Genomic DNA, 24355 nt, shown 5'->3' on the forward strand with positions numbered 1-24355 from the left:
CGATCGTGAACATGTTCCTGTTCCCGTCCGGCCTGATGCTCGGCGGCGACTTCTCCGTGATGGACTACCTGATCTGGAACGAGATCCCGACGCTGCTGGGCAACCTGATCGGCGGCCTGGCCTTCGTGGGGCTCACGATGTACGCCACGCACGCGCGCACCGGCCCGACCCGTCCCGTCGCGAAACCCCCGGCCCCGGCCCGCTCGGAGAACGGCGCGGCGCCCAAGCCGGCGCCCGCCGAGGACGCCGCCGTCCCCGGCGCGCCCGACCGCATGGCGGAGGCCTGAGCCGGTTCCGGCGGCTCGGGACGGCGTAGGACCCCGCACACGTTTGTGGGGTTCCTACAAAATGGGAGCCCTGGGCCGTGCGGCGCGGCGCATTGGTGGGGCATACGGTGATCAAGCAGGGTGATAACCAGGTGCAGGCGACGCTCCAGCCGGACGTCGCCTGCGGTGCGTAGGTTCTTGGGAGGCTCGACCGGTGTTCAGTCGTATCGCCATTGTCAACCGCGGAGAAGCCGCGATGCGGCTGATCCACGCGGTGCGGGATCTATCGGCAGAAACCGGGACAAGAATCGAGACGGTCGCCCTCTTCACCGACGCCGACCGCAACGCCACCTTCGTCCGGGAAGCCGACCTCGCGTACCCGCTGGGCCCCGCGTCGGCCCGGCCGTACCTCGACCACGCCGTGCTGGCCCGGGCGCTCCAGGAGACCGGCGCGGACGCCGCCTGGGTCGGCTGGGGCTTCGTGGCCGAGGACGCCGAGTTCGCCGAATTGTGCGGGCGCATCGGCGTCACCTTCGTCGGACCGAGCCCCGACGCCATGCGCCGGCTCGGCGACAAGATCGGCGCGAAGCTGCTCGCCGAGGAGGTCGGCGTCCCCGTCGCACCCTGGAGCCGCGGCGAGGTGGCCACCCTCGACGAGGCACTGCGCGCCGGCGAGGAGATCGGCTACCCGCTGATGCTCAAGGCGACCGCGGGCGGCGGCGGGCGCGGCATCCGGATGGTGGCCTCGCCCGACGAACTCGCCGACGCGTACCAGCGCACCAGCCAGGAGGCGCTGCGCGCCTTCGGCTCCGGCGTGGTCTTCCTGGAGCGCCTGGTCACCGGCGCCCGGCACGTCGAGGTGCAGGTCATCGCGGACGGGCAGGGCACCGCCTGGGCGCTCGGCGTACGCGACTGCTCGGTGCAGCGGCGCAACCAGAAGATCATCGAGGAGTCCGCCTCCCCGGTGCTGGACCCCGCGCAGACCGCCGAACTGAAGGCCTCCGCCGAACGGCTCGCGCTGGCCGTCGGCTACCGCGGCGCCTGCACCGTGGAGTTCCTCTACCACCCCGGCGAGAAGCTGTTCGCCTTCCTCGAGGTCAACACGCGCCTCCAGGTCGAGCACCCGATCACCGAGGTCACCACCGGCGTGGACCTGGTCCGGCTGCAACTGCACGTCGCCGACGGCGGCAAACTCACCGGTACCCGCCCCGCGGAGATCGGGCACGCCGTCGAGGCCCGCCTCAACGCCGAGGACCCGGACCGCGACTTCGCCCCCGCACCCGGCCGCATCGCACGCTTCGTGCCGCCCGCCGGACCCGGCATTCGGGTGGACACCGGGGTCAGCGAGGGCGACACCATCCCGGCCGACTTCGACTCGATGATCGCCAAGATCATCGCGTACGGCGCCGACCGCGAGCAGGCCCTCGGCCGACTGCGCCGCGCGATGGCCGAGACCACGGTCGTCATCGAGGGCGGCACCACGAACAAGAGCTTCGTCCTCGACCTCCTCGACCAGCCCGAGGTGGTCGGCGCGACCGCCGACACCGGCTGGATCGACCGGGTGCGCGGCGAAGGCCGCCTGGTCTGCGACCGGCACTCCGGCGTCGCCCTCGCGGCCGCCGCCGTCGAGGCGTACGAGGAGGACGAACGCGTCGAGCGGGCACGGCTGCTGTCCACCGCGTTCGGCGGCCGCCCGCAGGTGCGGCACGAGTCCGGCCGACCGCTGGACCTGCGGCTGCGCGGCGTCGGCTACCGCGTGCGGGTCACGCGCGTCGGCGCACACCGCTTCCACGTGGGCATCGAGGCGGGCGACTCGGTGCGCACCGCCGACGTCGAACTCGACCGCTTCGACCGGCACTCCGGGCGGATCGTCGTCAACGGCACCCGCTTCCGCCTGCTCATCGGCACCCACGGCCCGACCCACCTCGTCGAGGTCGACGGTGTCACCCACCGCATCAGCCGCGACGAGGGCGGCGTGGTCCGCTCCCCCGCACCCGCCCTGGTCGTCGCCACCCCGCTGGCGGTCGGCGCCGAGGTGGAGGCCGGCGCGCCCGTGCTGGTGCTGGAGAGCATGAAGATGGAGACCGTGCTCCGGGCGCCGTTCAAGGCCCGGCTCAAGGAGTGCGTCGTCTCGGTCGGCAGCCAGGTCGAGACCGGGGCGCCGCTGCTGAAGCTGGAGCCGCTCGCCGACGAGGAGGCCGAGGAGACCGCGGCCGCGCCGCCGGTCGAACTGGACCTGCCCGAGCGGCCCGCGGACGTCGCGGCGCGCGAGCGGGCCGTACGCGGCCTGGAAGACCTGCACAGCGTGGTGCTCGGCTTCGACGTCGACCCGTACGACGAGGGGCGGGTGCTCGGCGACTTCCTCACCGCACGCGCCGCCGCCGCGGAGGAAGGCCACCGGCTGCTCGCCGAGGAGGTCGACCTCATCGGCGCGTTCGCCGACCTCTCCGAACTCAGCCGCAACCGGCCGGCCAGCGAGGACGGCGACGACGGCCACGCGTACAGCGCCCGCGAGTACTTCCACCTGTACCTGCAGAGCCTGGACGCCGAACGCGCCGCCCTCCCCGAGGCGTTCCGCGCCCGGCTCGGCAAGGCGCTCGGCCGCTACGGCGTGACCGACCTGGACCGCTCCCCGGACCTGGAAGCCGCGGTGTTCCGGGTCTTCCTCGCCCAGCGCCGGGCGTCCGCCGACGCGAAGATCGTCACCGCCCTGCTGCGCGAGTGGCTGCGCGAGCCCCCGCCCGGCGAGGCCCTGCGCGAGCCCGTCGGCCTGGCACTCGAACGGCTGGTGACCGCGACCCAGGTCCGCTTCCCCGCGGTCGCCGACCTCGCGCGCGGCGTGGTCTTCGCCTGGTTCGCCCAGCCGCTGCTGCGCCGCAACCGCGCGCGCGTGTACGCCGGGGTGCGCAAGCACCTGCGGCACCTGGACGCGTTCCCGGACGCCCCGGACCGCGCCGAGCGCATGGCCGAGATGGTCCGCAGTACCGAGCCGCTCGTACGGCTGCTCGGCCAGCGCCTGATCCGCGCCGGCCTGGACCACGCGGTCATGCTGGAGGTGCTGACCCGGCGGTACTACGGCAACAAGGGCCTGACCGCGATCCACACCCGCGAGTTCACCGGCTGCACCTTCGTGGTCGCCGAGCGCGCCGACTCGTGCGTCGCCTCGACCGCGGTGCGCTTCGACGCGCTCGACGACGCGCTGCGCGGGCTCGCCGCGCTCGCCGCCGACGAGTCCGCCGTCGACGCCGACATCTACCTGGCCTGGGAGAACCAGCCGGAAGACTTCGACAGCATGGCCGCGGCCCTGCACGACGTGCTGGTCGCGCACGCGCTGCCCCGCTCGGTCCGCCGCATCACCATGACCGTCGCGGGCCGCGGCGGCGCCGTGATGCACCACCACTTCACGTACCGCCCGTCGCTCGTCACCGGGATGACCGAGGAACGCCTGATCCGCGGCCTGCACCCGTACATCGCCGAGCGGATGCAGATGGAGCGGCTGAGCGGGTTCGACCTGACCCGGCTGCCGTCGTCGGACGAAGAGGTCTACCTCTTCCGGTGCGTGGCCCGCGAGAACCCCTCGGACGACCGCCTTGTCGCCTTCGCGCAAGTCCGGGACCTCACCGAACTCCGCGAACATGACGGCAAGTTGGTGGCACTGCCGACCACCGAGGACACGGTCGCGGCCTGCCTCGACTCGATCCGCGGCGCGCAGTCGCAGCGGCCGTCGAAGAAGCGGTTCCACACCAACCGCATCGTGGTCTACGTCTGGCCGGCCATAGAGCTCACCCGCGAAGAGGTGGAGACGATCGGCCGCCGCGTGCTGCCGACCACCGCGGGCGCGGGGCTGGAGGAGATCCAGTTCATCGCGCGGCAGCGCGACCGCGAGACCGGCGAACTGGCCAAGGTCGCCGTACGGTTCGTCTTCGACGCGGCCGGCGGCGCCGAGCTGGTCGTCGGCGAGCCGCCCGTCGAGCCGGTCGAACCGGTCGACGACTACCGGCAGAAGGTGCTGCAGGCCAGCGCCCGCAACACCGTATACCCGTACGAACTGACTCGCCTCCTGGGCGACTTCGTCGAGTACGACCTCGACGAGGCACACCAGCTGGTGCCCGCCGACCGGCCGAAGGGACGCAACTCCGCGGCGATCGTGGCGGGCGTGGTCACCACGCGGACGCCGCGCCACCGGCGGGGCGTCACCCGCGTCGTGCTGCTCGGCGACCCGACGAAGTCGCTCGGCGCGCTGTCCGAGCCCGAATGCCGCCGCGTCATCGCGGCGCTGGACCTCGCCGAACGCATGCGGGTGCCGCTGGAGTGGTACGCGCTGTCCGCGGGAGCCCGGATCTCCATGGACTCGGGCACCGAGAACATGGACTGGGTGGCCGCGGCACTCAAGCGGATCGTCGAGTTCACCCAGCAGGGCGGCGAGATCAACATCGTGGTGGCCGGCATCACGGTCGGCGCGCAGCCGTACTGGAACGCCGAAGCCACAATGCTCATGCACACCAAGGGCGTTCTCATCATGACGCCGGACTCGGCGATGGTGCTGACCGGCAAGCAGTCGCTGGACTTCTCCGGCGGCGTCTCGGCCGAGGACAACTTCGGCATCGGCGGCTACGACCGCGTCATGGGCCCGAACGGCCAGGCGCAGTACTGGGCGCCCAACCTGGCGAGCGCGCGGAACATCCTGATGGCGCACTACGACCACACGTACATCGCACCCGGCGAGAGCGCGCCGCGCAGGGCCGAGACCAAGGACCCGGTCGACCGCGACATCTCGCCCTTCCCGCACATGGTCGAGGGCAGCGACTTCACCAGCGTCGGGGAGATCTTCTCCGCGGAGCACAACCCGGACCGCAAGAAGCCGTTCGACATCCGCACCGTGATGCGCGCGCTGTCCGACCAGGACCACCCGGTGCTGGAGCGATGGGCGGGCATGGCCGACGCGGACACCGCGGTCGTCCAGGACGTCTACCTGGGCGGGCAGTCGGTGTGCCTGATCGGCATCGAGTCCCGGGCCGTACCGCGGCGCGGCTTCCCGCCCACCGACGGGCCGGACACCTACACCGCGGGCACGCTGTTCCCGCAGTCGTCGAAGAAGACCGCCCGGGCGATCAACGCGGCCTCCGGCAACCGGCCGCTCGTGGTCCTGGCCAACCTCTCCGGCTTCGACGGCTCACCGGAGTCCATGCGCAAGCTCCAGCTCGAGTACGGCGCGGAGATCGGCCGGGCCATCGTGAACTTCGACGGGCCGATCGTCTTCTGCGTCATCTCCCGCTACCACGGCGGCGCCTTCGTGGTGTTCTCCAAGGCCCTGAACCCGAACATGACGGTCCTGGCCCTGGACGGCTCCTTCGCCTCGGTCCTGGGCGGCGCTCCGGCCGCGGCGGTGGTCTTCGCCGGCGAGGTCGACAAGCGTACGGCGACCGACCCGCGGGTGACCGAGCTGAACGCCCGCGTCTCCGCCGCGGGCGGCACGGAGCGGGCCGCGCTGCACGCACAGCTCGTCGAACTCCAGCCCGCCGTACGGGCGGAGAAGCTCGGCGAGGTGGCAGCGGAGTTCGACCGCGTCCACAGCATCCGGCGCGCCGTCGAGGTGGGCTCCGTCGACGCGGTAATCCGAGCCGCCGAAATGCGCCCCCGCATCATCGAAGCCCTCGAACACGGCGTAAAACACTGGTCCGGAGGCTGACCCCCGCCCCCACAAAGCCACCTCCACACCGACCCCGCCGCTTTCCACGCTTCCCTCGTCAAACAAGGCGACGCCCAGAAATCGGCGGGGTCACCCCTCCACCCCGCACCGCCTGCCACCGGCACCCCAGGAAACGTCCAGTCCTGCCGAACAGACCCGCCGCCTCACGACAGTCCACCTGAGCCGGCGCCACGCTCTGTTGCTGCGTCCATGAGGGTGCGGCGCTGCCCCCATCTGGCGCAGCGGATGCGATCAGGCGATTGATGCGCCCGTCTGATGCGGCAGTTGATGTTGAGGTGAACTCTCGTGCAGTAAGGGCCTGTTACTAAAGAAGACACGCTGTCCCCGCCGGGCCGATCCGGGAACAGCCGACCGCCTCAGGCTAGTTCGAACACTCCACGTCCTCAGTCGAACAACTTCGCATCACCCGTTCGGCCCAAGCGTGGGAACGCGCGGTGGAACTCGGGGCAGTGGTGGGGGGATGGTGGCGCTTCTGTCTGCTGCGGGGTGCAGGCGGCGGGGGTCAGGGGGTTATGAGGACTTTCAGGGAGGTGCGGGTGTTCATCGCCTGGTAGGCGTCGGCTATTGCGTCGAGGGCTACTGTGCCGTCGAAGACCGGGGACGGGTCGATGGTGCCGTCGAGGATGCGCGGGAGCAGCGTGGGGATGTGGGCGCGGACCGGTGCTATGCCGCCGCGCAGGGTGATGCTGCGGATGAAGAGCATGGCGGTGTCCAACGGGCTGCCGTGCGGGGCGCCGACCCATCCGACCGCGCCGCCGGGCCGCGTCGCGGCGATGGCGGTGTTCCGCGCCTCCGCCGTACCCGCGGCCTCGATCGAGGCGTGGACGCCATGGCCGCCGGTCAGTTCGCGTACGGCTTCCACCGCGGCGTCGCCGCGCTCGGTGACCGCGGCTGTGGCGCCGAATTTCTGCGCGAGTTCGAGCCGCGCGGGGTGGCGGCCGAGGATGACGATGTTCTCCGCGCCCAGCATCCTGGCCGCCATGACCGCGCACAGGCCGACCGCGCCGTCGCCGACCACCGCGACCGACGCGCCGGGGCGCGCGCCGGCGCTCAGCGCCGCGTGGTAGCCGGTGCCCAGGACGTCCGCCAGCGTGAGCAGCGCGTTGAGCAGGCGGTCGTCGGAGGCGGCGTCCGCGGGCAGTTGGACGAGTGTGCTGTCGGCGTAGGGGACGCGGACGGCCTCCCCTTGGCCGCCGTCGGAACCGACCGCGCCCCAGATCCCGCCGTTGGGGCACGCGCTGGGCAGGTCTTCGGTGCAGTAGACGCACGAGCCGTCGGACCAGCTGAGCGGTGCGATGACCAGGTCGCCCGGGCGCAGGGAGGTCACCTCTGGCCCGATGTCCGTCACCGTGCCGAGGAACTCGTGGCCGAGCCGCTGGCCCGGTTGCCGCGCGGACTCGCCTCGGTAGGCCCACAGGTCGGTGCCGCACACGCAGGCGCGGAGCACTTGGACGACGGCGTCGCCGGGCTGCCGGACGGATGCGTCGGGTACGTGCTCGACGCGGATGTCATACGGGCTGTGAATGGTGGTGGCGCGCATGCGGAACGTCCTTGTCCCCGGCGGCGGGCCGGTCTGCGGTGAGAGTGATGAGGTCGAACTCCGCGACAGGGCGGCCGTCTTGGTTCACGACCTCGACGTGCCAGCACACGTCGCCGTTTCCGGCGCCGGGGCGCGGGGTGATGCGGCGGGCGGTCAGGGTGGCGGTCAGCGAGTCGTCCGGGCGTACCGGGGCGAGGAATCGCAGGTTCTCGAGTCCGCGGTTGGCGAGCACCGGGCCGGGTTCCGGCGGCACGAACAGGCCCGTCGCCAGCGACAGGACCAGAAAGCCGTGGGCAACGATCCCGCGGAAGAACGGGTGTTCCGCGGCCGCGGCGTCGTCGGTGTGCAAGTAGTAGTGGTCTCCGGTGAGTTCGGCGAAGCAGGCGATGTCGGCGCGGGTCACCGTGCGCGGCCCTACCGTGATGGTGTCGCCGACGCGCAGGTCGCCGAGGTGGCGCCGGAGCGGGTGCGTGAAGCTGTGTACGTGTGCCGCGCCGGGGATCCACCGGTCGGTGGCCGCTGCCAGGTGCCGCGCCGAGGCCTGGACGGTCGTGGTGGTGAGGTGGTCGAGCGGCGGACGTTGTCGGGGTTCGTCGACGGGTGCGCCGGGCCCGCCGGGCGAGGCCGAGCTGTCGATCACCTCGATATGTCGCTGGGTGGGCGCGAGTTGGCGTACGAGGTCGGCCGCCCTCGCCGGCTCACCGGTGACCACCCAGGCACGCGACCCGCGTGCGCCGAGGGCGAGTGCGTGCGCGATGTCGTCGGACGAGCGGTAGGGGATGAGGGTGCCGACGGGTCCGAACGCCTCGACCTGGTGCGGTTCGTGGTACTCCGCGTGGTCGGCGGCGAGGAGGATCGGGGGCAGGTACGCGCCGAACCGCTCGTCCCGGGCCACGGCGTCGACCGCGCCCGGCGTGCCACGCACGGTACGCCCCACGCCGCGCAACCGGGCGACGCTCGACAACACGCGGCGCCGGTGGGCCTGGTCCACGAGCGGCCCCATGTCCACCCCGGTCGCGTACGGGTCGCCGAGCCGAATTCCGTCCAGTGCCGCGGCGGTTGCATCCGCAACCGAGTCCAAGAGCGTCGCCGGAACGAAGGCGCGCCGCGCCGCCGCGGGTGTCTGCCCGGCGTGTGCGGTCATGCCCGCCACGAAACGGGACACGAACAGGTCGAAAGCCGCCGACCCCGGCGCCGCGTCGGCGCCCAGCACCGCGCAGCCGAGGGCGTCCGCGGCGAAGTCCTGCCAGGGCGGCGCGGCGAACTGCGCGATCCGGCCGCGCAGGTGCCGGGCCGTGGCGGAGGTCCCGGTGAAGCCGAACAGGTCATGAGCGCCGAGATGACGGATCAAGTCGGCTGGCCCGGACAGGATTTGCAGCGCCCCGTCGGGTATGCCAGGGCACTCGGCGATCCGCCGGACCAGGTGGACCGCGATCTGGGCGCTCCGGCGGGAGGGCCGCACGATGACCGGTACACCGGCGACGAAGGCGCGTGCGAAGGCATCCAGCAGGGTCGTGACGGGCAAGGCGAATCCGCTGATGTGGACCGCGACACCAGGCGGTGCCGCGGCAACTGCCCGCAGCGGCACGCCGTTCACGCCGCTCGGCGCGCCGGACCCCCCGTGCACGAAGAGGCGGCCGTCCGCCGTGGCCCCGTCCCAGCCCGCGTCCCCTTCCCCGGCGAGGTGCCGGGTGACCGTCGCGGCGCAGTGGCGCATGGCGTCGAGGCCGCCGGCGACGTCATGCGCGGCGTCGACCCGCGATGCACCCAGATGGGCGAGCAGGCGTACGAACTCCTCGCGGTGCAGCGCGAGATGCCGAGCCAGACGGGTCGTCAGCCGGGCGCGTTGCGCGGAGTCCAGGCGCCGCAACGCGGGGATGCCGACTGCGCGGGCGTGCGCGAACGCGGGGGCCGCGTCGACCGCGGTCGTGGTGACCCGGTAGACCTCGTGGCCGTGCACGGCGTGTCGGCGTACGCTCCCCGCGTCGGCGGGCATGCGCCACTCCCCGCACAGGTAGTGGGGCACGGGACCCGTCACAGCCGGCTCCTCTCCCCCGGCCCGCACAGCGCCGCCGCGTCCGCGCGGAATTCCGTCGTGCCGCGATCCCGGCCCCGGACCTGCGCGCTCTTTTCGGCCGCGGCGGCGCGGAATGCCGTGGGTGATATCGCGTGTGCCGCCTTGAAAGTGCGCTGGAAATGACTGAGGTCCCGGTACCCGACGCCCAGGCAGATATCGGCCACCGAAAGTCCGCTTTCCAGGAGCAGTGTGCGGGCGCGTTCCATGCGCAACTCGGTGACGAAGTCGATGAACCGCTGCCCGGTGCGCTTCTTGAACGTGCGCGAGAAGTGGTACTTGCTCATGTGCGCGGCACGCGCCGCCAGGCCGAGCGTCAACTCGTTGTCGGCGAAGTTCTCCCGGATGAACGCCACTGCGGCGTCGACCTGCTCGGCCACCGCGTCGGGGCCGGCGCCCCCGGGCCGGGAGTTTCCGTTCGGCGGGTCCGCGCGCAGTCGGCCGGTGAACCAGAACAACTCGTCGACGAAGCCCTTGAGCGCGCGGTTCGGTGCCGGTTCCTCGCCGGGGACCGCTCCGGCCGCGTCCGCGAAGGCCGCCGGACGCAGGCGCGGCCACCCGGTGCGCGCGGGGCCGGGCAGGACCAAGGCGGTCGGTATGACGACCGCGTCCAACGCCGCCAGCACGACCCGGAGATGGTCCACCGCGTGACTGCCGTGGCCCGCGCCCACCGCGACGAGGCCCACCGGCTTTCGGCGCACCGGCCCGCCGGCGAGTTCGTCGATGGCGAGCGTGATCTCCCCGGAGCAGGAGTTGTTGCGCACCTCGGTGAGCAGCACCAGAGCGTGCGCCTGCCCGGCCGCGGCCCGGAGTTGCTCGCGTACGCCACGGCCCGCCGGCCGCACCTGGAACCATTCCGGAGGCCGGCCCGCGGCCGCGCCGATCATGTCCCGGAAGGCCGCGAAGGACGCGGCACCGCAGTCCGAATGCTCCGCGGCGTCGCTGACGACAAGAACAACAGGAGCGGTCGGTAATGTGGACGACTGAGCCATGATCGGCCTCCCCGTGGATCGATTCCCATGAAGACTAGGAAGAATCACGTGAAGTCCCCGTGAGGGTTCTTTGCGCAGTCATCGGAATTCCTTATGTCCGTGTTATCGGTGTCCCTTATGCCAGGAATTGCGGAGCGCCGGACGGCAGAAATCCGACGGACTCGAAGTAGTCGAGGTAGACCGCGATCAGCCTGCCGTCGATCGGCGGGCACGGCGCCCCGGCGTCGTCCGGCCCCGCGATGCCCGCCGTGAGGTCGCCCGTCGGCGGCCGTCCCGCACCCGTCAGCAGCGCGCGGTAGGACGGCAGCAGCAGCGCCGCCCGGGCCAGTGCGCCGTCCTGCCGGTGCCGCGCGTCCCACAGGCGGGCGAGCCAGACATCGGACGGGACGGTCTCGACGGGGAAGCGCTCCGCGACGTGCGCGAGCAGTACGTGCAGCGGCATCCGGGACGGGTTGAGCAGGTAACGCACGCGCGCGGCAAGACCGTTGCCGGGAACAGCGGGCGTGCCCGGCGTGTCGGGCGCCACCGGCGTGACCGCCGCAACCGCCGTAACCGGCGTGCCCGGCGGAACCCGCGCACCCTGCGCATCCGGCGAATCCGGCGCGGACATGCGGACGATCGCCCGCGCCACGTAGTCCACCGGGGCAAAGGACACCTCGGCGTCGGCGGTGTTCGGGGCCGCACCGAGCAGCACGACCGCACGGATCAGGTTCCACACCGCGTCGTCGACCTGGCACGCGCCGGTGACCGAATGGCCGCTGATGCGCCCGGGACGGTAGATCCGCACCGGCACCCCGCGCTCGCCCGCCTCGGACACCAGCCGTTCCGCGGCCCATTTGCTCGTCACGTAGCCGGCCCCCGCGGTCCCGCGCGGCGGCGGACCCCCGGCTGGGTCGGCGCCCACCGCCGCGGTGGAGACGAAGTGCACGGGCTTGGTGTGGTCCGCGCAGGCCAGCCGCAGAACTTCGGCGGTGCCGCGTACGTTGGCGTCCCGCAGGAGCCCGTACGGTGCGATGTGGCTGACCCGGGCCCCGCTGTGCTGGATGACGTCGACCCGTTCGGCCAGCCGCGCCCATTGCCGGGGCGGCAGGCCCAGCCGGGGACGGGTCAGGTCGCCGGGGACCGGGACGATGCGGGCCGCGGTACGGCTGTCCCACAGCAGGTACCGCCGCATGGTGTCCTGGATGCGCTGCCGGGCCTGCTGCGGCGTGTCGGCGCGGACCAGGCACCACACGTCGTCGGGGGTCCGGTCCAGGAGTTCGCGCAGCAGGAAGGCGCCGAGGAACCCGGTGGCGCCGGTGAGCAGCACGCGGCGGTCGGGCGCGGTGCGAGGACGGTTGCGGACGACGGGCCTGATGTCGGGAGCCAGCACGATGTCGGTGCTCAGCCGGTTGCCCACGTCGGTACTCGGCCCCGCGCCCAGCCCCGCGCCCGGCCCCGTCGTCAAATCCGCACCCGGGGCGCGCAGGCGGTTCATGTCCCGGCCCCGAGACCAGCCCCGAGAGCAGCCCCGACTTCGGCCCCGAAACCGGCCCCGCCCCCGATTCCCGCCCCCGCTCCCCCGTCGAGCCGCCCGGCCACTTCCTCGATCCCGACGAACGCCATGGAGCGGTCCCGGCGTCCGAGCTTGAGCAGGGTGTCCCCCGGGCCCGCGTCGACAAGTGCGGGGACGCCCAGCCCACGGACCGCCTGCACGGCGTCGCGCCAGCGCACCGGCAGGACCAACCCCTGGGCAAGGCGCTCACGAACCTCGTCGGGATCGCTGTGGGCCCGCGCGTCGATGGCGGAGACGATCGGCGCGAATCCCGTCCTGAAGTCGGCCGCGGCCAGGCGTACGCGCCACCGTGGCACGGCGTCCATCATCAAAGGGCTGTGGAATCCCCCGGCGATGGGCAGGAGTTCCGCCCTCAGGCATTGCTCGGCGGCGAGCGCGGCCGCGTGCGCCACGGCCTCGGAATCCCCGGACAGGACCATTTGGCGCGCGCTGTTGAGCCCCGCCACCTCCAGGATGCCGCCGCGCTCGGCCAGCACTTGGCGGCGCAGCCATTCCGCGTCGGCAGGCTCGGCGCCGATCACCGCGACCATGGCGCCGGGCCTGCGCAGGCTCTGCTCGCGGCACAACGCACCGCGTTCCACGGCAAGTTCGAAACCCGCGTCGCGGTCGAGGAATCCGGCGCAGGCGGCCGCCGCCAGTTCGCCGAGACTGTGCCCGACCGTCACCGCCGGCCGGGCTTCCGGCCCGAACACCGCCTCGACGGCGGCGATCCCCGCCGCGAAGGTGGCCGGCTGGTTGACCGCGGTGTCGGCGAGGTCCAGCGCATATGGGTCGACCGCGCCGAACGTCTCCAGCAGCCGTGCCACCAGGGGATGTGTGCGGTACGAGTGCAGCGCGCCGGTCAGCGCATCCTCCTTGGCCCCCTGCCCCGGAAAGGCGATTCCGTAGTCCGTCATGAGTGCACCCACCCTTCCTGGAGCGCGTCCGCCTGGCCCGGGTCGGGACCGGCCGCCCTGTCGAAGAACCGTTGAACCTGGGTCGGATCGGCCGCGATCGCGGCCAGACGGGTCTGCCCCCGGTCGGGCCGCAGCCGGGCGAGCGCGAGCGCATCCGTGTAGCGCTCGGCCAGCACCCGGTCGCGCTGCCGGGCGAAGCGCGCCAACGCCGCGCACAGCAAAGACCCGTCGTGCAGGTCGCCGCCGATGCTCGCGGTGAGCAGCGCGGCCTGCCGGAACGCGGCGGTGATGCCGTCCGCGGTGACGGAGTCCTTGTGGTGGCCGGCGTCACCGACCAGCGCCCACCCCGGACCGGCCGCGCGGCGGAAGAAGTTGGGCTGCGCGCCGCAGCCGAAGAGGCGTTCCGTACGCGTTCCGGCGCGGGCGCGCTCGTGGAGTTCGGGCGCGGCGGCCTGAAGCCCTTCCAGGTAGGCCGCTTCGGCGCGCGTCCGGATCGCCGGATACTCCCGTTGCGGGAAGTACACGCCGATGAGCGTGCGTCCGTCATTGGTCGGCACACACCCGACCCACCGTCCCCGGATCGCGTACGCCTCGAACCGGTCCGCCTGCACGCCGTCCCAGTAGCCGTAGTAGACGCAGCTCAGCGAGGGGTGTTCGAGCGTCACCGGAGCGACGACCCCTTCCGCGACGACCGACCGCATCCCGTCCGCGCCGACCACCAGGGCGGCGGTGTCGGTGCCGGTCGCCGCCCCCGCCCGCCAGCTGACGCCCGCCACCCGGTCTCCGGCGAAGACCAGTCCGGTCACCTGGCACTGTTCGCGGAACTCCACGCCCGCCGCGACCGCGGCCTCGGCGAGCACGTTGTCGAGGAGGTACCTCCTGGGGGCGTACGCCGCGGCGATCCCCCGGACCGGCGTCGGGGTGCCTTCCAGCCGTACGTCGGCCAACTGGTGCATCGCGGCGGTGATCGGCGGGCAGCCGGTCGCCTTGACGCGGTCCAGTACGCCCCAGGCGTCGAGCAGCGCGACGCCCGGCTGGTGGATGTAGAGAGTGGACAAGGTGTCCCGTGGAAACCGGGCCCGCTCCAGCATGAGGACGCGGTAGCCCGCACGGGCGAACAGCATGGCCGTGGGCGCCCCCGCGCAGCGCGCCCCCACGACGATCACGTCATACACGGCGAACTCCTGTTCCCGGCATGGGGTTTGCCGAGGCACCCGCGGCGACGCACGGACGTTCGACCCGGTACGGGTGCCGTGCAGGCGGTCACAGGACGAGACCTCCGTCCACTCCGATGACCTGGCCGTTGACGTACCGGGCCCGGTCCGACACGAGGAAGGCGACGACGTCGGCGACCTCCTCGGGTACGCCCGGTCGGCGCAGCGGAATCCGGTCCTCGATGGACTTCCGTGCCGCGGCCTTGAGTTGCGCGGTCACCTCGGTCTCGATCAGGCCGGGCGCCACCACGTTGGAGCGCACCCCGTAGCGGCCGAGCTCGCGGGCCAATGACGCGGTGAAACCGATGATCCCGGCCTTCGACGCGGCGTAGTTGCTCTGTCCGGCGCTACCCGTCCTGCCGGCGACCGAGGACATGGTGACGATGCGGCCGCTGCCGTGCCGAATGAGCACGAGGGTGGCCGCGCGGCAGGCGTGGTACGTCCCGTCGAGGTTGGTGCGCACCACCTCGTTCCAGTCGGCGTCGGACATCCGCACCAGCGGGCCGTCGCGGGTGATTCCGGCACACGTGACGAGGACAGCGAGCGGTCCAAGTTCCGCCTCGGCCGCCTCGACGAGCGCGCGGGCCTCCCCCGGATCGGCGACATCGGCCTTGTACGCGAGTACGCGCGCGGCCTTGCCGCCGACCGCGGTGGCCTCGTCCACGACCTCCGCCGCGGCGTCCGGCCGCGACCGGTAGCAGAACGCGACGTCGAAGCCGTCCGCGGCCAGACGGCGCACCACGGCGCGGCCGATGCCGCGCGATCCACCGGTCACGACGGCGACCGGCCGCGGGTCGTCGGCCATGTTCAGGCCGCCGCGTCGAGCCGGGCGGTGAGGAGTTCATGGACGGCCTTGACGGAGGTCAGTGCCGCGAACTCGGACTCCTCCAGGCGCACGCCGTAGCGCTTCTCCAACTGCACCATCAGCTCCATGGTGGTGAGCGAGTCGATGCCCAGGTCGGCCGCGAACTCCGTCTCGTAGGCGATCGTTTCGTCGGGGAGTTCGAGCTCCTCGACGAAGAAGGCGCGGAGTTCTTCGCGGGTGGGGGCGTTCTTGGCCATGACAGGTTCCTTTCGGGCGCCGAGCTTGGTTCCGCCAGTTGCGGCCAGAGCTCGCGGTCGGTTGCCCGCGGTCAGGTGCTCGCGGTCAAGTGCTCGCGGTCAGTGCATGTGGGCCGTACTTGCGGGCAGTACTTGCGGGCAGTGCGTCAGTCGTTGCGTGCAGTCGTTGCGTGCAGTTGCTGACCGCGGTAGCTGCTTGCGGTCAGAGGGTGTGCCGGCTGGTGAGTGCCTGGCGCGTCGGGGTGACGTCCGCGATCGAGATGTGGCCGTGCGCGGAGGCGGCGAGGACCGCGGTTCGCGCCGGGTTCTCGCCGGGTGTGGCGAGTCGGCCGAGGACGCGGCGGACCGGGGTCAGGCATCCGCCCCCGGGTGCCGTGGGAACGGCCGTGATGCTGCCGCGCGTTACGCGTCTGCCGAGCCACGCGGCCACCGCTCGGCCGGTAGCGGAGTCGTCGAGCACGGTGTCGATGCGGGCGGGTGGCGGCCCCTCGTCGGCGAGTTCGTCCCAAAGTGCGTCAAGTACCGCGGACACCGTGTCCGAGTCCTGTTCCGGGAGGAACGCGCTGCGCACCGAGCAGTGCCCGTACCCGAATCCGCCGTCCGCGGATTCCTCCGCGGGTTCGCAGACCAGCACGGCCGCTCCCGCGTCGAACGCGGCTCCCGGGTCCGCGCCGTCGGCCCGGCTTCCCCGCGGGTGGTCCAACCGCTGGACCGGCGCGGGCGGTTCCTCGACGGCCCCGGCCAGTACGACCGAAGCGCGTCCGGCGGCAAGGGCACGTGCGGCCGCCTGGAGCGCGTCCAGCCCCGCCACGGCCGGTGAGTTGGTGGTGAGGTCGAACGCGCGCAGCTCGTGCTCCGGCGCCAGGCGGGCCGCGAACATGCTCATGGCCATGTACGGCGCTCGCGCGGGAGACAGTTCCGCGGCGCCGAGGTCGATGATCGTGCGGTCGAACTCCTCGATGAGGGAAGCCCCGACGTTGTTGGTCCCCACCACGGCTCCCCGGCTCGCCGCCGGCACCGCCGCGATCCACGGCCCGCGGTCCGCCCATGCGGCACGTGCGGCCGCCAGCAAGTAGAGGGCACCGGGCGGGAGTCGGCGGTAGCCGCGGCCCGGCAGAGCGGTCGCGGTGTCGAACCAGCCTGCGGGTGCATCGGGTTGAATCTCCAGGGCCCGGTCCGGACGATCGACGCCCGGGGCCGTCAGGCCCAGACCGGTGACACGGATGCGGGTCGCCCCGGGGCTCATGCCGTCCACCCCCGCTCTCCGGTCAGCACGAACGAGGAGTTGTTGCCGCCGAACGCGCAGGTGTTCACCAGCACCGCCGGATGCTCCAGGCGCAGCGTGCCCTCCTGCGGCAGCCATACGTCGCACGCGGGGTCCTGACGTACGGGAGCGTTCGCGGGAATCTGCCCCCGGGCGACCATCAGCACGGCCGTCAGACACGCGAAGACCGCGGCCGCCGAGGAGTTGTGTCCGACCAGCGCCTTGAGTGCGAAGTGCGGGATCTTATGTCGGAGTTCGCCGAAAACCCGGCGCAGGGCCAGGGTTTCCACCGCGTCGTTGACCGGGGTTCCGGTGGCGTGCGGCAGGACGCAGCCGATCCGGTCCGGGCGCAGTCCGGCGTCCGCCAGGGCTTCGCCCATGGCGCGGACCAACTGCGCCGCCTCCGGATCCGGCGAGGTCAGGTGGTACGCGTCGCAGCTCCACGCCACGCCGGCGAGCTCCGCGTGGACGACCGCCCCGCGCCGCTCGGCGTGCGCGGCCGACTCCAGCACCAGCATGGCGGCGCCGTCGGCGAAGACCGTGCCCGAACGGTCGAGCGCGAACGGGCGGCAGTCGCGCGGGTCGACGGCGCCGAGCCGGTCGAGTCCGCCCATCCCGACGCGGGTGATCCCGTCCGCACCGCCGACCAGGACCGCGGGTGCCTCACCGGACCGGATGATGTCGAGTGCGACACCCAGCGCATAGCCGCCCGACGAACACGCGTTTCCGACACTGATGTTGCTTCGCCGGGAGCCGATGGCCCCACCCACCGCCGCGGCGGCGACCGCGAGCGGCGTCCACGGCGGCCGGCCGGCGCCGGACACGCCGCGCTGTTCCTCCTGCACGCTGGCGTTGCCCATCTCGGCGCCCATGACGACGGGCATCCCGGCGCGCTCGGGTGCGCCGATCCCGGCATCGGCGAGGGCTTCGAACGCGGCGGCGACGGCCATCCGCGGAACCCGGCCGAGCGGCACGCCGCCCTGGCTGCGCGGACGGTCGGGAACGGCGGCATCCGGCACCAGGTACATCCGGGTCGCCCTCATGTTCATGTGCCGCAGTTCGACCTCGCGGGTCGACGTACCGCCCGCGACGAGGCCGCTCCAGTACGCCGGGACTCCCGCCCCCAGACACGAGACGGCCCCCAGGCCCGTGACCACCACCCTGCGGTCATCGGCGTTCGCGGCGGTCATGACGGCACCCGTCCCGAGCCGTCGGGTGCGGGCCGCGTGAGCAACAACGCCGACACGCCGCTCGGATCGCCTTCGCCGTCCGCCCCGGCGGCGCCCCCGGCCCGGGTCCCGCTCCCAGTGCCAGGCCTGACCCCGCTCCCGGGGCCGGCCTCCGCCGAGACGTCCCGCCCGGCGCCCGCGATCGCCAGGACCGAGTCCGCGACCGGGCCCCGGCTGCGTTCCACTTCCCAGGCGGGACGGTCGAACCACGCCAAAGCGGCCGCGCATTGCAGGACGCCGAGGGCTCCGGAGCACCGGCCCAGGCGGCCGGTCAGGTCCAGGACGGGCCCGTCCTGAGGCGAAGGCCCGACCCCGGCCCGAGCCCCGGGCCCAGGCCTGTCCCGGCCCGCCGCGACCCGTAGCCCGATCGGGCGGTCGTACGCCTTCAACGCCTGCCGGACCGCCTCGGCACGGTCGGTCGCCTTGCCGTAGCCGGAGACCGCAGCCCGGACCCGCGCCCCGCGCGACGCCGCGTGGGCGGCGTTCTCGACCACGAGGCAGACCGCTCCGTCCAGCCATGCGGTGCCGCCGCGTTCGCGGTGCAGCCGGGCGACCGGTGCGGTGTCCGGCTCGACGCCGACGACGACCGCGACCTCGGCGCGTCCGGCGGCAAGCAGTGCCGCGGCCCAGAACACCGCGTCCAATCCGCCGGGCGTGCCGCTGCACAAGGTGAGGTTGGGCCCGCGCAGGCCGTGCTCGATCGCCACCCAGGCGGCGGTGACGTGGCTCGACATGTGCGGAACGCGCAAGGGGCTGAGGCCTGTCACGGTCTCCGCCGCGATGGTGTCGGTGAAGTCGCAGACGGTGTCGAGGTTGCCGAAGTTGCTGCTGACGACGACCGCGGTCGCCGCGGGAGCGTCGATCGCCGCCGCGTCGAGGGCCCGTCGTACCGCGCGAAGGGCCATGCGGGAGGCACGGTCCTTGTGCCGAAGTCCCGGTCCCGATGCACTCGGATCCTCCCGCGTGATGCCCAACGGTCCGCCCAATAGGTCGCGTTCGTCTGCGACACCGGAGACGGCGAGTCCGCAAGCGGTGATCACCGGACGCGACGCGAACAGCGGGACCGGACTCGTGACGGGCAAAGGCGCCGGGAGCGGCGGTAGTTCCGTCGGCAAGAGAGTCATGACGCCCTCCCGACCACAGCCACCGCGTTGATGCCGCCGAGTCCGATCGCGTGGATCTGCGCGGTGGAGAAGCTGCCGAGGGCGGGCCCGTCGGCGACCAAGCGCAGGTTGCCGGCCTCGGGCATCGGGTCGGACAGGCCTCCGATGGGCGGAAGTTCACCCGTTTGGAGGGCGAGAACCGCGACGACGAGGCTCATCAGCCCGGAGGTTCCGCAGGTGTGCCCGACCCCTGACTTGATCGAGGTGACCAGCGGCCCCGGGATCGACGTGCCGAACACCTTGCCCAGAACCTCGGATTCGACGAGATCGTTGTGGTGCGTGCCGCTGCCGTGCACCACGACGAGGTCGATCTCGTCGGGAGCGATGGCAGCGCGCCGGTGCGCGTCTCGGACGACTGCCGCGACGCCTTCCGGGTCCGGAACGGCCGGGTGGGCGGCGTCGCAGTTCACGGCGACGCCGCGTACGCGGGCCCGCGCCGGCTGCCGGTGGCTGCCGCCGCGGCTCAGCACGACCGCCGCGGCGCCCTCTCCCATCACCATGCCGCGCCGGGCCCGGTCGAACGGCCGGATCGACTGCGGCGGCGGATTCTGCACGCGGTCGAGTGCGCCGAACGAGCTTTCCGCGATCGAGTCGGAGCCGGCCACCACCACGGTGTCGGCCAGGCCTAGGTCGATCAGGTCGGTCGCCATGGCAAGTGCGTACAAGGAGGCCGCGCACGCACTGGCCACGGTGTGGGTACGCGTCGTCCCGAAGGCGTCCCGCATGGCGTCGGCGAAGTGCAGGTCCGCGGGCTCCAGTTCGGTGCCGTCCCGCCACCAGAGCTCGGCGGAGCGGAGCTCGCGCAGGGTCGTTCCGACGATCACCGGGATGTCGGCGACCGCGGCTGCGGAGGCGTCCGGGCTCGCGGGGTCCGTCAGGCCCGCGTCGGCGAGCGCATCGGCGACGACGGCGCGCAGCCAGCGGGTGGCCCGGCCGGGCTCGTCGCGGATGGGCTCTTCGCGGCCAGGCCGACCGCCGTCGGGCCGATCGCCGTCGGGCCCGGTGCGGTCGTCGATTTCGTAGGCGTTCTTCACCCGGTAGCGGCTGCTGTCGAAGGCCCGGAGCGGTCCGACGCCGGTCTCCGCGCGGCACAACGCCCGGTGGATGGAACGGGGTTCGTCCCCGAGGCAGGCGATCGCGCCCATGCCGATGATGTCCGTCGTCATCGCGCCTGCTGGAGGGTGCGCAGGCGGAAGCGGGCGAGCTTGCCGGTGGACGTGGTCGGCAACGCCGCGATGAGTTCGACGCGCGAGGGGCGCCGATGGGGCGGCAGCTTGTCGCGGATCACGCCGAGTGCGGCCCGGCGTACGTCGGCGTCGACGGCGTCCGGCCCCGGGACGACGTACGCGACGGCCTGTTGCAGACCGGCCTCGTCCCGGTCCGCGACCACCGCGCAGTCGGCGATCCCGGCGACGCCCTTCAGCAGGCCCTCGATCTCCGCCGGGGCCACTTTGTGGCCGCCGATGTTCAGCAGGTCGTCGCTGCGGCACACGTGCCTGAAATCGCCTTCGGGCGTGCGGTGGACCACGTCGCCGGGATAGACGCCGCCGTCGGCGAACGTCCGTGCCTCGGCATCGGGCCGGTCGATGTAGCCGAGGGCGGCGCACGCGGAGGCGATGTGCAGACGCCCTTGCACCCCCGGCGGCAGGGGCGTTCCGTCGTCGTCGCGCACGGTCGCCGTCACGCCGGGCACCGGTTCGCCCGTGGAGCCGTGCAGCGGCGCGTCCGGCGCGGTGGCGAGGACGATGTGCAGGAGTTCGGTGGCGCCCAGCCCGTTGACCAACGGGAACCCGAAGGCCGCCGTGGCGCGGCGGGACAGGTCCGCGGGCAGGTGCTCACCGGCCGCGACGGCGAGGCGTATGGAGGCGGTGTCCGGTTGTCCGCCCCGTTCGGCGGCGGCGACCAAGGACTCGTACACCCTCGGCACCGCGCACAGCACGGTCGGCCGGTGCCGTCGGATCGCCGCGGTCACGGAGAACGCGTCGACGGGGCCGGTGAGCAGGACCGCGGCGGCGCCGGCCGCGAGGGGGAAGAGCAGGGAGTTGCCGAAACCGTAGCCGAAGGACAGTTTGGCGGTCGACAGGACGGTGTCCGCCGGGGAGAGGGCCAGGACGCTGCCGAATCCGGCGAGGACCGCCCGCAGTCCGTCGAGGGAATGCCGGACGCCGCGTGGTCGGCCGGTACTTCCCGACGTGTACTGCACCAGCACCTCGGCCGCGCCGTCGAACTCCGCGGGCGCGCCGGGGTCCAGGTCCGGACTTTCCGCATCCGGGAGTTCGTGCCGCAGCACCGGCGGGCGGGCGAAGGCCGCGCTCAACTCCCGGCGGCGCTCCGGCGGGAGGCGCAGGTCCGCGAACTCGGCGGCGCAGTCCCCGGCGATGAAGGCGAGTTCGGGGTCGCGCAGCATCGGGCTGAGGACGACGGGGACGCAGCCGTGCCACCACAGGCCGAGCACCGCGACCACGGCGTCCGCGGTGTCGTCGGAGACCACCAGGCCGCGGGAGCCGCAGCGCACTCCGGCCGCCGCGAGCGTCCCCGCGTAGGCCTTTGCGGCCGAGGTCAGTTCGGCGTAGGTCATGGCGCCGTCGCGGTCGGTGACGCATGTACGGCCGCCCTGGCCCGCCGCCACGTGCCGGAGCAGGAGGAGATCGACGGGATTCATCGCGAACCTCCGTCCCCGGAAACGGCACTGGTACCGGCACTCGCACTCGCACTCGCACTCGCACTCGCACTCGCACTCGCACCGAGTCCTGCCCCCGCACCGGCGTCCGACGTCACGTCTTGGGCGCGAACAGGCGTGCCCGCACGGCGCAAGGCGGAGAGCACGTCGCCCAGGGAGTCCATCGCCGCCGCCTCCTCGGCGTCGAAGCGTGCCTGGAAGGCGCGTTCGACGCGTGCGACGAATTCCGTCTTCTGCAGCGAGTCCATCTCCAGCTGCGCGTAGAACGGGGCGTCGGTGGTGATCCGGTCGGGCTCCATCTCCAGCACCGCCGCCGCGATCGCGCGCAGGCCCTCGACCGCCGCCGCCTCGTCGTCCGAACCGGCGTACGCGGCGGGCTCCGTGCCCGCAGATTCCCGGACCCCCGCCGGGACGGCGGCGATCACGGCGTTGCGTGCCTTGGCCAAATAGCCGGGCAGATCACGGTACTTCTCGCGCAACTGGCGCTTGAGGACCTTGCCGGTCGCGCCGACCGGCAGATCCGCCTCGTGGACGGCGATCTCCAGCGCGCCCAGGTCGGGTTGGCCGACCGCGGCGAGCGCGGTGTTGGCCCGTGCCAGGAGTTCCGCGGCGTCCGCGGCGTTCGCGCGGTCCCGGGCCTGCGTGCGGTCCGGGCCGGTCGCCCGGCCCGGGCTGTTCGCCCGCAACGTGACGACCGCCACGGGCACGGCCGCGCGGCCCTCTCCGTCTCCGTCGTCTCCCTCTCCCGCGCCGCCGGCACCGCCCGCCACCACCGCGCAGTCGGCGGCCTCCGGCAGGGCGAGGAGGATCACCTCCTCCATGAGCACCGAGTGGCCCGTCTTGGTCGCGGTGTGGATCGCGTCGACGATGCGGTCGACGTGGAAGTAGTCGTTCATGGCGGTGCGGCGTACCAGGTCGCCGGACAGGAAGTAGCCGGCGAGGCGGCTGCGGTGGGAGGTGTCGGAGTCGTTCCAGTAGCCGGTGGTCACCGATTCGCCGCGTACGCCCAGCATGCCGACCTCGCCCACCTCGGCGTGGCTGCCGTCCTCACGCAGGACCGCCGCCTTCATCGCGAACACCGGTCGGCCGAGGTGGCGCGGCGAGGAGGGGGTGTCCGGTGTCGTGGTGCGGCGCAGCGCGGCCCAGCCGAGTTCGGACGAGCCCAGGATGTCGTGGAAGACCGAACCCGGCCGGGCGGCGCCGTCCACAGTGCGGTGGCCGAGGCGGACGAGGGAGCGTACGTGCGCCTCGTGAGCGGAGTCGCCGACGTTCACCCAGTCCCGGACCGAGGCGAAGTCATCGGGGTCGGCCTCCGAGACGGCGAGTTCCGCCAGCGAGTGGTTGAACGCGAAGACCGTCGTCGGCCGGTGCGTGGCCGCTCCCCGGGCCAGCCCGGCTGCACTGCGGTCGGCGAGGGCGACGATCGGCATGCCGGCCAGCAGCGCGAAGGACGTCACCGCGATGGCGGCTCCGTGCGACAGCGGCGCCGCGCACAGCAGCAGGGAGTCCTCGGGCTCCGGCTGGGTCGCGAGCCGGAAGCGTGCGCCCGCGACGCTCTGCCGGTGGGTCCACGTGACCAGCTTCGGGTTGCCGGTGGTCCCGGAAGAGTGGCACAGGAAGACCGGGTCGGCGTCGTCGTGCCGGTACCTGGCCTTGTCCGGCAGGACCGGGTCGCCCGGCTCCGCCGCCGCCTCCGCGGTGATCGCCCAGCGCAAACCGGGCAGCTCCATATGACGGCCGTCGAGGAGTTGGAGGTGGGCGGGATCCGTGTAGAGGCCGACGGGCGCGGCGCGGGCCATCAGACCGAGCGCCGTGTCCGCCGGCATCCGGCCGTTCACGACGACGGCGATCGCGCCGATCCGGGCGAGCGCGGCCAAGTGCAGCTGGTCCTCGAAGGAGTCCTCGACGAAGACCACGACCCGGTCGCGCGGCCGGACGCCCCGGTCGACATAGCGACTGGCCCAGGCATCGGCGAGGGCGTCGAGTTCGGCGATGCTGAAAGCCGAGCGCCGCGTACCGTCGCCGAATTCGAGCGGCGGGTCCGACACCAGCACCGGTACGTCGGGGGCCCGGCTGTGCTCCAACGCGGTCCGCCACAGGTTGCCGCCCCCGAGACCGGGGTCCCCGGCCAGGGCGACACGTGCCGGGCGCGGGAGCAGGGTGCGGTGGGCAGCAAGCATGGGATCCCCGATTCTCGGTGGGCCGACGCGGTGTTCCGCGCTCCGCGCGTCGGCGAGCCGATGCGGCGGGAACAGCCCCAGTGCACCCATGCGGTCCGGTCGGCGGCAACGGCTTGCGCACCCAGCGGGACCGGTTGCGCAAGAATCGCCGCGTGTGGGCGGCGCATCATGTGCGCGTACGCAACTCCCGCAGTCGACCGCGGGCGCCCGGGTCATCTGGGCTGCCCGGGTCATCTGGGTCGTCCGGGTCGGGCCGCCCAGGTCGCCCGAGTCGCCCGGGCCGCCCGGGTCGCCCGGGTCATCCGGGGTCGTCCCGCAGAACGGCCTTTCCTGAGCGTTCCCCTGACGCCGCGTCAACCGGCGTTTCCCGTGACGGCTTGCCCAGGACAATTCCGGGCACTGCTTCTGTAGCCGTCCGCAACTGTTTGGGCGACGGTTCCAGGCAGGCAGTATGGAACCGGTGTCCATACGAACACCATTGACAGGGACGTCTGTTGCCGAACAAGGAGTGATCGATGTCCGGCACCGGC

The 24355-nt window shown here is 72.8% G+C and carries 16 protein-coding genes; 2 read left to right on the forward strand and 14 right to left on the reverse strand.

Going from position 1 to position 24355, the window contains the following annotated elements:
- Window positions 1-287: formate/nitrite transporter family protein (locus AB0C36_RS26630; protein ID WP_358358435.1), on the forward strand; the 287-nt coding region annotated here is incomplete at its 5' end.
- Between the two features lie 193 nt (window positions 288-480).
- The gene (locus AB0C36_RS26635; RefSeq protein WP_358358438.1) at window positions 481-5955 is read left to right on the forward strand and encodes an ATP-binding protein; all 5475 of its coding nucleotides are present in this window, start codon (window positions 481-483) and stop codon (window positions 5953-5955) included.
- 523 nt (window positions 5956-6478) lie between these two features.
- Here the strand turns inward: AB0C36_RS26635 and AB0C36_RS26640 are convergent.
- The 14 genes from AB0C36_RS26640 to AB0C36_RS26705 form a co-directional block, all read right to left on the reverse strand.
- The gene (locus tag AB0C36_RS26640) at window positions 6479-7516 is read right to left on the reverse strand and encodes a zinc-binding dehydrogenase (RefSeq protein ID WP_358358441.1); all 1038 of its coding nucleotides are present in this window, start codon (window positions 7514-7516) and stop codon (window positions 6479-6481) included.
- Complete coding sequence (locus tag AB0C36_RS26645) at window positions 7485-9554, reverse strand: aldehyde dehydrogenase family protein (RefSeq protein WP_358358444.1); 2070 nt, start codon at window positions 9552-9554, stop codon at window positions 7485-7487. The genes AB0C36_RS26640 and AB0C36_RS26645 overlap by 32 nt, the downstream gene beginning before the upstream one ends.
- Window positions 9551-10582: a helix-turn-helix domain-containing protein gene (locus AB0C36_RS26650; RefSeq protein WP_358358446.1), complete on the reverse strand. Its 1032-nt coding sequence runs from the start codon at window positions 10580-10582 to the stop codon at window positions 9551-9553. Before AB0C36_RS26650 ends, AB0C36_RS26645 begins: the two co-directional genes overlap by 4 nt.
- Before the next feature lie 115 nt (window positions 10583-10697).
- Entirely contained in the window at window positions 10698-12059 is a 1362-nt protein-coding gene (locus tag AB0C36_RS26655; protein ID WP_358358449.1) for an SDR family oxidoreductase, read from the reverse strand.
- Entirely contained in the window at window positions 12056-13033 is a 978-nt protein-coding gene (locus tag AB0C36_RS26660) for an ACP S-malonyltransferase (RefSeq protein ID WP_358358452.1), read from the reverse strand. The genes AB0C36_RS26655 and AB0C36_RS26660 overlap by 4 nt, the downstream gene beginning before the upstream one ends.
- Window positions 13030-14208: an FAD-dependent oxidoreductase gene (locus AB0C36_RS26665; protein WP_358358455.1), complete on the reverse strand. Its 1179-nt coding sequence runs from the start codon at window positions 14206-14208 to the stop codon at window positions 13030-13032. Before AB0C36_RS26665 ends, AB0C36_RS26660 begins: the two co-directional genes overlap by 4 nt.
- Before the next feature lie 88 nt (window positions 14209-14296).
- Complete coding sequence (gene fabG / locus AB0C36_RS26670) at window positions 14297-15052, reverse strand: 3-oxoacyl-ACP reductase FabG (protein WP_358358458.1); 756 nt, start codon at window positions 15050-15052, stop codon at window positions 14297-14299.
- 2 nt (window positions 15053-15054) lie between these two features.
- Window positions 15055-15309: an acyl carrier protein gene (locus AB0C36_RS26675; protein WP_358358460.1), complete on the reverse strand. Its 255-nt coding sequence runs from the start codon at window positions 15307-15309 to the stop codon at window positions 15055-15057.
- Window positions 15310-15511: 202 nt separating this feature from the next.
- Entirely contained in the window at window positions 15512-16555 is a 1044-nt protein-coding gene (locus AB0C36_RS26680) for a beta-ketoacyl synthase N-terminal-like domain-containing protein (protein WP_358358463.1), read from the reverse strand.
- On the reverse strand, window positions 16552-17763 hold the full coding sequence (locus AB0C36_RS26685) for a beta-ketoacyl-[acyl-carrier-protein] synthase family protein (RefSeq protein ID WP_358358466.1): 1212 nt from the start codon (window positions 17761-17763) through the stop codon (window positions 16552-16554). Before AB0C36_RS26685 ends, AB0C36_RS26680 begins: the two co-directional genes overlap by 4 nt.
- A complete protein-coding gene (locus AB0C36_RS26690; RefSeq protein ID WP_435839121.1) occupies window positions 17760-18842 on the reverse strand; it encodes a beta-ketoacyl synthase N-terminal-like domain-containing protein in 1083 nt (360 codons plus the stop codon). The genes AB0C36_RS26685 and AB0C36_RS26690 overlap by 4 nt, the downstream gene beginning before the upstream one ends.
- Window positions 18843-18922: 80 nt before the next feature.
- A complete protein-coding gene (locus AB0C36_RS26695) occupies window positions 18923-20131 on the reverse strand; it encodes a beta-ketoacyl synthase N-terminal-like domain-containing protein (protein WP_358358470.1) in 1209 nt (402 codons plus the stop codon).
- Window positions 20128-21627: an AMP-binding protein gene (locus AB0C36_RS26700; RefSeq protein ID WP_358358472.1), complete on the reverse strand. Its 1500-nt coding sequence runs from the start codon at window positions 21625-21627 to the stop codon at window positions 20128-20130. The genes AB0C36_RS26695 and AB0C36_RS26700 overlap by 4 nt, the downstream gene beginning before the upstream one ends.
- Window positions 21624-23825 (reverse strand): AMP-binding protein, encoded by a 2202-nt coding sequence (locus AB0C36_RS26705; protein WP_358358475.1) that lies wholly within the window; start codon window positions 23823-23825, stop codon window positions 21624-21626. The genes AB0C36_RS26700 and AB0C36_RS26705 overlap by 4 nt, the downstream gene beginning before the upstream one ends.
- Window positions 23826-24355: the final 530 nt, after the last annotated feature.

This window comes from Streptodolium elevatio, from assembly GCF_040649515.1.
Lineage (GTDB): Bacteria > Actinomycetota > Actinomycetes > Streptomycetales > Streptomycetaceae > Yinghuangia > Yinghuangia elevatio.